A 7,891-nucleotide genomic window follows, 5' to 3' on the forward strand; every position below is an offset into this window, starting at 1 on the left:
TTAAGCAGGCATTTCTGGATTGCCGCGTCGCTTCGCTCCTCGCAAAGACGGATTAATCAGCGTTTCCCTAGGCCCAAGCCGCAAGGCGAAGACAGCCCCATGGCGGATGGGGCTGCAATGTTAAAATACTGCGTTTTTCCAGTATTCCAGGATCCCCCCGTGCTTACCGCTTCCAGCATCACCCTGCAATTCGCCGCCAAACCCCTGTTCGAGAACGTCAACGTCAAGTTCGGCGACGGCAACCGCTACGGCCTGATCGGCGCCAACGGCTGCGGCAAATCCACCTTCATGAAAATCCTCGCCGGCGAGCTCGAGCCGAGCGCCGGCAACGTCTCGCTCGACCCCGGCGAGCGCATGGCCTGGCTGCGCCAGGACCAGTTCGGCTACGAGGACCAGCGCGTGCTCGACGTGGTGCTGCAGGGCCACGCCGAGATGTGGCGAGTGATGCAGGAAAAGGACGCCATCTACATGAACCCGGAGGCGACCGAGGCAGACTACCTGCACGCCGCCGAGATGGAAGCCAAGTTCGGCGAGATGGGCGGCTACGACGCCGAGGCGCGCGCGGGCCAGCTGCTGCTCGGCGTCGGCATCCCCACCGAGCAGCACGATGGCCCCATGAGCCAGATCGCGCCCGGCTTCAAGCTGCGCGTGCTGCTTACGCAGGCGCTGTTCTCCAACCCCGATATCTTGCTGCTCGACGAGCCGACCAACAACCTTGACATCAACACCATCCGCTGGCTGGAAAACGTGCTGAACGAGAGCAAGGCCACCATCATCGTCATCTCGCACGACCGCCACTTCCTGAACCAGGTCTGTACCCACATGGCCGACCTCGACTACGGCACCATCAAGGTCTACCCCGGCAACTACGACGATTACATGCTGGCCTCGACACAGGTCAAGGAACGCCAGGCCAGCACCAACGCCAAGGCCAAGGACAAGGTGGCCGAACTGCAGGAATTCGTGCGCCGCTTCTCGGCCAACAAGTCGAAGGCGCGCCAGGCCACCAGCCGCATGAAGATGATCGACAAGATCAAGATCGAGGACTTCAAGCCCAGCTCGCGGCAGAACCCCTACATCCGCTTCGAACCCGAGAAGGCGCTGCACCGCCGCGCGCTCGAAGTCGAGAATTTGAAGTTCGGCTACGACGACACGTCGCTATTCACCAACCTCGGATTCTCGCTGGAAGCCGGCGAGAAAATGGCCGTCATCGGCGGCAATGGCGTCGGCAAATCGACGCTGATGAAACTGCTGGTGGGCGAGCTGACGCCCAAATTCGGCGAAGTACGCTGGAGCGAGAACGCCAATGTCGGCTACTTTTCGCAGGACCACGTCAGCGACTTCGACATGGACATGAACCTCACCGACTGGATGCACCAGTGGACCCAGCCGGGCGACGACGAGCAGGTGCTGCGCGGCATCCTCGGCCGTCTCCTGTTCTCCGGCGACGACGTCAAGAAGTCGGTGCGCGTGCTGTCCGGCGGCGAAAAGGGCCGCATGCTCTACGGCAAGCTGATGCTCGGCCGCCACAACGTGCTGGTGATGGACGAACCGACCAACCACATGGACATGGAATCGATCGAGTCGCTCAACCTCGCGCTCGACCTGTTCAAGGGCACGCTGATCTTCGTCTCGCACGACCGTCAGTTCGTCTCCAGCCTCGCCACCCGCATCCTCGAAATCACGCCCGAAGGCGTCGAGTTCTACATGGGAGACTACGACGAGTATCTGCATTCCAAGGGCCTCGAATGAGCGAGGTCGTCGTCATCGGTCTCGGCCAGCTCGGCCGCGTGTTCGCCGGCGGTCTCCTGCGCAGCGGCCACACCGTCGTCCCGGTCAACCGCGGCGACGACATGTTCACCGTTGCGCACGCGCATCCCGAGCCCTCGCTGGTGCTGGTGTCGGTCGCCGAGAACGATTTCCACACCGTGCTGGCAGCCATGCCAGGCGCCTGGCGGCCGCACGCCGCGCTGATCCAGAACGAGCTCTTGCCGCGCGACTGGGAAAAATACCGCTACACCGACCCCACCGTCATTTCGGTGTGGTTCGAAAAGAAGAAAGGCACCGATGCCAAGTCGCTGATCGCCTCCCCCGTCGCCGGTCCCGGCGCCGCACTGCTGTGCCGCGCACTGACTTCGATCGACCTGCCCTGCCGCGAAGTCGCGCCGGGAGACGCACTGCTGTTCGAACTGGTTCGGAAGAACGTCACCATCCTCACCACCAACCTCGCCGGCCTCAAAACCGGCGGCACGGTGTCGCAGCTGTGGGCGCAGCACGAAGTCTTCGCACGCCAGGTGGCAAACGAGGTGATGGCCATCCAGGATGCGCTGACCGGCGTTGCACACGATCGAGAGAAACTCATCACCGGCATGCTCGAAGCCTTCGATGGCGATCCCGATCACGGCTGTACCGGGCGCTCGGCGCCGGCGCGGCTGGCGCGCGCGATTGCCCACGCGGATGAGTTTGGCCTGGCTGTGCCGACCCTGCGGTCGCTGGCACGCTAGCCCAAGTGCCGGCTCCGGCGCGAATGGACCACCCGGATTTGATTGATCAACGAATCTGCGCCAGCAGTTGCGCCATCATGCGCTGCGCCTGTGCAGCATAGCTGCCGCCAAACATATTGGCGTGGTTGAGGATGTGATACAGGTTGTAGAGCGTCCTGCGCACCGCATAGCCGGCGTCGAGTGGCCAGGCGTCTCGGTAGCCCGCATTAAAGTCGGGCGCAAAACCGCCGAACAGTTCGCTCATGGCAAGGTCACATTCGCGGTCGCCGAAATACACCGCGGGATCGAAAATCACCGGCGCTCCGTCAGCCAGAAACCCATGGTTGCCGCCCCACAAGTCGCCGTGCAGCAGCGAGGGCTGCGGCCGATAGCCGGTGAAGAAATCACCCAGCCCCGCCATCAGCATTTCGCCGTCGCGCTGCAGGGTGCCGCCGTAACCGTTCTGACTGGCTAGCTTCAATTGAAAGCCGAGCCGCTGCTCGCGCCAGAATTCGACCCATTCACCCATCCAGGCATTCGGCTGCGGCGTGGCGCCGATCCAGTTGTCGCGCGCACAGCCGAACTGCGCAGCGCTGACGCGGTGCTGCTGCGCGAGCTGCCGGCCCAGTTGCGCGGCGTCCCCATGTGACTGGAGCGGCAGGTATTCAAGCACCAGGTACGCCTGCCCGGATGCGACGCCAAGACAAATCACTTGCGGCACCCGCACCGCGTTTGCCGCCGCCAGTTCGGCGAGCCCCACCGCTTCCATCTCGAACACTTCGATCCGGGTAGCTGGCTGGGTTTTGACAAAAAACATGCGTGTGCCGTCGCTCAGCGTAAACGCCTCGCTGATATCGCCGCCGCGTATGGCCCGCGAGTCCTCCGCCACAAAAGGCGTGCCGCTGGCGCGGCTAATGGCGGCAGCGAGTTCGCGATGGAACACGCTCATGGCTCGACCAGCGGCTGGATGCGCACGCCGAGCGCGGCATGGGCGGCGCGCAGGGCCGCCTCGGCCTGCTGCGGGGTGGCGGCGCGGCTGAAGACAAAGCCCAGATAGCCCGCGCCTTCGGGCGGCGGCGCCACCAGTTGGCCGGGCGGCGCCGTGATCTCGATGCCGGTGATGCGCGGCACGGCCCGCGCAGCGTCGAGGCCGTCGACGCCCTTAAAAATGCCACTGGCCGGGATCGGAATCATCATCACGCCGGCGGCGGTGTCGTTCGCCTGTCCTGGCAGCGGCAGGCCGACAGCGTGGCGCAGCACGATTTCCGCGCTGTCCATGCCGAGCGTGGCGGCGAGCACCCGCCCGCACAGGCCGCCGATGCCGCGCGGCGCGATTTCGAGCAGCCACACGCCGGCGTCGTTGACGCGCGCTTCGGCGTGGATCACACCCTCGGTGACGCCGGCGGCCACGCAGGCATGCTCGACTGCGTCGGCGAGTTCGCGTTGCGTCGCGTCCGGCAGGCGCGAGGGCGTGATGAACAGCGTTTCCTCGAAAAAAGGACCGTCGAGCGGATCGGGCTTGTCGAACACGGCGAGCACCCGCAAGGCACCACTGGACAGCACGCCGTCGAGCGCGACCTCGACGCCGGGAATGAAGCGCTCGACCAGCAGGTCGGCCGCATCGCGTTGCGCGCGCGCCTGGATGCGCTGCACCTGCTTTAACGCCCGCGTCAATTGATCCACGTCGTTTGCACGGATCACGCCACGGCTGGCGTTCAGCCGGCGCGCCTTCACCACCAGTGGAAAACCCGGCGCCGCGGCAGCGTTTATATCCCCGTCCTTGATCTCGGCAAAGGCCGGATGTGGCAAACCGATCGACTGCTGCAGCTGGCGGAAGCGCAGCTTGTCGGTGAGGATGGCCACCGCCTCGGGCGGGCTGCCCGGCAACCTCAGCGCAACGCGCAACTGCGCCGCCAACACCTGCCCGTGATCGTCCACTGCCAGCACCGCATCGACCGGCTGTTTCAGTGCGGCCAACACCTGGGGCAAGGCAAGTTCAGGCTGGTCGAACGGCACGCTCATCAGTGGTGGCAGGCCCCAGCCAGGCGCGAGCCGGTGGCAGTAATCGGCGCAGGCGACGAGTTCGATGTTCAGCCGCGCGGCAGCCGCGATGAAATCCTGGTTGGCGTAGCCCGCAGCGGGAAGCAGCAGCAGAAGACGCGGCATGGTGCGGTCAAAAACTGGCGAGCTGGGTTTCGGTCGGCTCGGCGCAGCAGTACCACGGCTCGGAATGATGCGGGATGGGCGCGCCGAATTGCGCCGGGTCGAGCGGCGGCGCCGCCTCGCCCAGCGCGGTGTGGGTGCGCGCCCAGAGGCCGGCGAACACCTCGGCACGCGGCAGCGCGACCTTTTCCGCGTCCATCACCCAGGCCATGATGTCCGCTTGCAGGGCATCGACGCGCGGGTCGTCGGCCTGCCACGGATAACCCAGCATGGCGTCGTCGAATGCGCCGACGCGCGCGGCAAACTCCGGCAAGTGCAGCAGATAGGAGCCCTGCGGCACCAGGAGGCGGATCGCCAGCTGCACCGGCGGCACCGCCTCGACCAGATTGAGCTTCAGCAGCGTGACGAGCAGTTCACGATAGCCCGCCAGTGTGGTCCACGGCGTGAACGGCACGAAGGTGGGCGCGAGCGCAATGCCGAGTGCGCGGCAATGCGCCAGCGCCGTCTCGAAGTCTGCATGGGTGTGGCCCTTGGCCAGCTTGTCGAGGATCGCGTCGTCGACCGACTCGACTGCGGTGACGATGAACAGTAGGCCGCATTGCTTGAGGCGTGGCAGCAGCTCGGCGTGATTCAGCAGATGCTCGACCTTGATCGTCGCATCCCAGGTCAGATCGGGAAAGCGTGCGTGCAACGCCTCGGCGACCTTCAGCGCATGGGTCGGGCCGTTGAGAAAATCGGGGTCGCCGAAGCTGATGTGCGCAGCGCCGACGGCCACCTGCTGCGCGATGTCGGCCAGCACAATCTCGACCGGCACGACGCGGAACTTGCCCTCGTACACCGGCACCACCGGGCAGTGGCGGCACAGGTGCTTGCAGCCGCGGCTGGCCTCGGCAAAGCCGGTGATCTTCTGCGTGTCGTCGGCGAGGATCAGCTTGGCGTAGCGCTGCAGTTCGGGCAAGCCGCGCCGTTCGGGCAGTAGGAATTCGATCTTGCTATGGCGCACCACAGTGTCGGCCGGCGCGACGCCGGATTGCACCCAGGCCAGCAGGTCGGGTTCGGATTCGCCACCGAAGATCGCTTCCACCCCGAGGCCTTTCAGCCACGCCGCATTGACCGGCGCGTACAGGCCGAACGCGGCGATGCGGGCGTGCGGGGCGAGGGCACGGATTTTCGGCAGCGCCGCAGCGGCAATCCGCGTGGCGGTGTGCATGCCGAGATAGATCGCGACGAATTCGGCGTGCGCAAACGTGGCCGGATCGAGTTTTTGCTGCGCCAGGTCGACGCAGGCCACCGCAATATCGACGCGCCCGAACCACGCCGCCGGCTGCGCCAGGTTGAACGGCTGCCGCCCCAGCTCGTACGGGCTGACCAAAACAACGCGCGCCCCGGAAGGCGCGCATGTGTTTGCCGTGGAAGCTGTCATCGCAGAAGGCTTACTTGGCCTTGGGACGCTGCTCGAACATCTTGGCAATGCCGGGATCGCGCGAGGCGCCGGCAGCTTTCATGCGCTTGAGATACTCGTCCCACAGCGCGGCCTGACTGACGCCGAGCTCGTACAGGTATTCCCAGGAATAGATGCCGGTGTTATGGCCGTCGGAGAAGAAGAAGTTGATGCCGTACAGTCCGACCGGCTCGGCAGCATTGATCAGCACTTCGCCTTTGCCGACCTGCAGCACTTCCTGACCGGGGCCGTGGCCGCGCACTTCGGCGGACGGCGAATAAACGCGCAGCAATTCGAACGGCAGCTCGAAACGCGCGCCATCGGAAAACGCGATTTCCAGCTTGCGCGAAACCTGATGCAGTTGGATGTCAGTAGGGGTGGGGGTGGCCATGATTGAAACGCTCGTAGTAATTCCAGCCCAAAGTTTAAACCCGAAGGGCAGAGATTAAACCCCTGCATGACAAGGGGCTGAGGCCGATTATGACGTGGAAACTGGTGCGTCCGGCGCGATTCGAACGCGCGACCCCTGCCTTCGGAGGGCAGTACTCTATCCAGCTGAGCTACGGGCGCAAGGACCATGAAGAATAGCCGGTTTGCCGCGTGGCGTCCATCCGCGGGGGACGCGCCGCCCTTTCCTGCGGGGGTTGCTTTCCTTATAATCGCCGCTTTCGATCTCTCCCCTTTCAAGGACACGTTCATGGCCGATCCGCACGCCAATATGACTCAAGCCACCCCGCAGGAAGTCATCATTTCCCTTCTTGCCGGGCTGTTCGCGCCCCTGCTGGCGATTTTTCTGATCGTGCAACTGGTGCTCGGCATACAGGAAGAACAGCAGCCAGACACCACCAGCGAAGCTGCCCAGAAAGCGACCCTTTCACGCATCAAGCCTTTTGCCCAATTGGTTGCGCTCGATGCCAACGCCCCCCGGGTCGAAAAATCCGGCCAGGCCGTTTACGATGCCGTATGTGCTTCGTGCCATACGTCCGGCGCACTCGGGGCACCCAAATTCGAAGACAAGGGGGGCTGGGGGCCGCGTCTGGGCCAAGGCTTCGATACGCTGGTCAAGCACGCGATCGATGGCATCCGCCAGATGCCTCCGCGCGGCGGCGACGGCGACCTGTCGGACGTCGAGGTGGCCCGCGCCGTGGCTTACATGACCAACTCGGCAGGCGCCAGTTTCGAAGCGCCGGAAGGCGCCGCACCCGCGGCCGCGGCTGACACCGCTGGCGCAACGGAAGCAGCCGCACCAGCAGCGGCGGCGACCACAAGCAAGCCTGACCCGGCCAAAGGCAAGGCGGTCTACGAGTCCAGCTGTGCGGTCTGTCACGCGGCCGGCGTCGCCGGCGCCCCGAAGCCGGGCGACAAGGCGGCTTGGGCGACGCGCGTGAGCCAGGGTTATGCCACGCTGTACGACCATGCGCTGAACGGCATACGCGGCATGCCCCCCAAGGGAGGCAACGCCGATCTGTCGGAAGCCGATCTGGCCGACGCGGTCGGCTACCTGTTCGCCGAATCAGGCGGCAAACTTTAAGCCTGAAAGGGGTGGGCTGGGAATTGCCCCGGACCTCACCCCTTTCAGATAATGGAGAAACTACGGCCATGAAAAATGCCATTTTTCTGATCGCGCTCTCAACCGTGGCGCTGGTGGCATGCAGCGCATCCGAAACGCCGCCCGAGGGTGACACGCTGCCGGCCGGAGCAGAGCCTGCACCCCTCGTCGCGCCCGAACCCGAACTGCCTTCTGCGCCCCTCGAGCCGGCGCCAGCAGCCGAGGCGCTCACGCCGCCCGCGACCACCCCCCCCC

At 65.1% G+C, this 7,891-nt stretch carries 7 protein-coding genes, 1 tRNA gene and 1 pseudogene; 4 read left to right on the forward strand and 5 right to left on the reverse strand.

Going from position 1 to position 7,891, the window contains the following annotated elements; genetic code table 11:
* Window positions 1-159: 159 nt before the first annotated feature.
* Both ABW22_RS07930 and ABW22_RS07935 read left to right on the forward strand, forming a co-directional pair.
* On the forward strand, window positions 160-1,752 hold the full coding sequence (locus ABW22_RS07930; protein ID WP_059754510.1) for an ABC-F family ATPase: 1,593 nt from the start codon (window positions 160-162) through the stop codon (window positions 1,750-1,752).
* The gene (locus ABW22_RS07935) at window positions 1,749-2,504 is read left to right on the forward strand and encodes a hypothetical protein (RefSeq protein ID WP_059754513.1); all 756 of its coding nucleotides are present in this window, start codon (window positions 1,749-1,751) and stop codon (window positions 2,502-2,504) included. The genes ABW22_RS07930 and ABW22_RS07935 overlap by 4 nt, the downstream gene beginning before the upstream one ends.
* Before the next feature lie 46 nt (window positions 2,505-2,550).
* Here ABW22_RS07935 and ABW22_RS07940 read toward each other — a convergent pair whose 3' ends face one another.
* The 5 genes from ABW22_RS07940 to ABW22_RS07960 form a co-directional block, all read right to left on the reverse strand.
* Window positions 2,551-3,432, reverse strand: a complete 882-nt coding sequence (locus ABW22_RS07940; RefSeq protein ID WP_059754516.1) for a fructosamine kinase family protein — start codon at window positions 3,430-3,432, stop codon at window positions 2,551-2,553.
* On the reverse strand, window positions 3,429-4,649 hold the full coding sequence (locus tag ABW22_RS07945) for an ATP-grasp domain-containing protein (RefSeq protein ID WP_059754519.1): 1,221 nt from the start codon (window positions 4,647-4,649) through the stop codon (window positions 3,429-3,431). The genes ABW22_RS07940 and ABW22_RS07945 overlap by 4 nt, the downstream gene beginning before the upstream one ends.
* Before the next feature lie 7 nt (window positions 4,650-4,656).
* Window positions 4,657-6,069: a CUAEP/CCAEP-tail radical SAM (seleno)protein gene (locus ABW22_RS07950; RefSeq protein WP_059754522.1), complete on the reverse strand. Its 1,413-nt coding sequence runs from the start codon at window positions 6,067-6,069 to the stop codon at window positions 4,657-4,659.
* A 10-nt stretch (window positions 6,070-6,079) separates the two neighbouring features.
* The gene (locus ABW22_RS07955) at window positions 6,080-6,478 is read right to left on the reverse strand and encodes a gamma-butyrobetaine hydroxylase-like domain-containing protein (protein ID WP_059754525.1); all 399 of its coding nucleotides are present in this window, start codon (window positions 6,476-6,478) and stop codon (window positions 6,080-6,082) included.
* 102 nt (window positions 6,479-6,580) lie between these two features.
* Window positions 6,581-6,657, reverse strand: a tRNA-Arg gene (locus ABW22_RS07960).
* Between the two features lie 127 nt (window positions 6,658-6,784).
* On the opposite strand from ABW22_RS07960, the gene ABW22_RS07965 reads away from it, so the two are divergent.
* Both ABW22_RS07965 and ABW22_RS17620 read left to right on the forward strand, forming a co-directional pair.
* Complete coding sequence (locus ABW22_RS07965; RefSeq protein WP_059754528.1) at window positions 6,785-7,618, forward strand: c-type cytochrome; 834 nt, start codon at window positions 6,785-6,787, stop codon at window positions 7,616-7,618.
* Between the two features lie 68 nt (window positions 7,619-7,686).
* A pseudogene (locus ABW22_RS17620) lies at window positions 7,687-7,891 on the forward strand (hypothetical protein); the annotation flags it as partial.

Origin of the sequence: Thiobacillus denitrificans (assembly GCF_001530125.1) — a bacterium.
Classification (GTDB): Bacteria; Pseudomonadota; Gammaproteobacteria; order Burkholderiales; family Thiobacillaceae; genus Thiobacillus; species Thiobacillus denitrificans_C.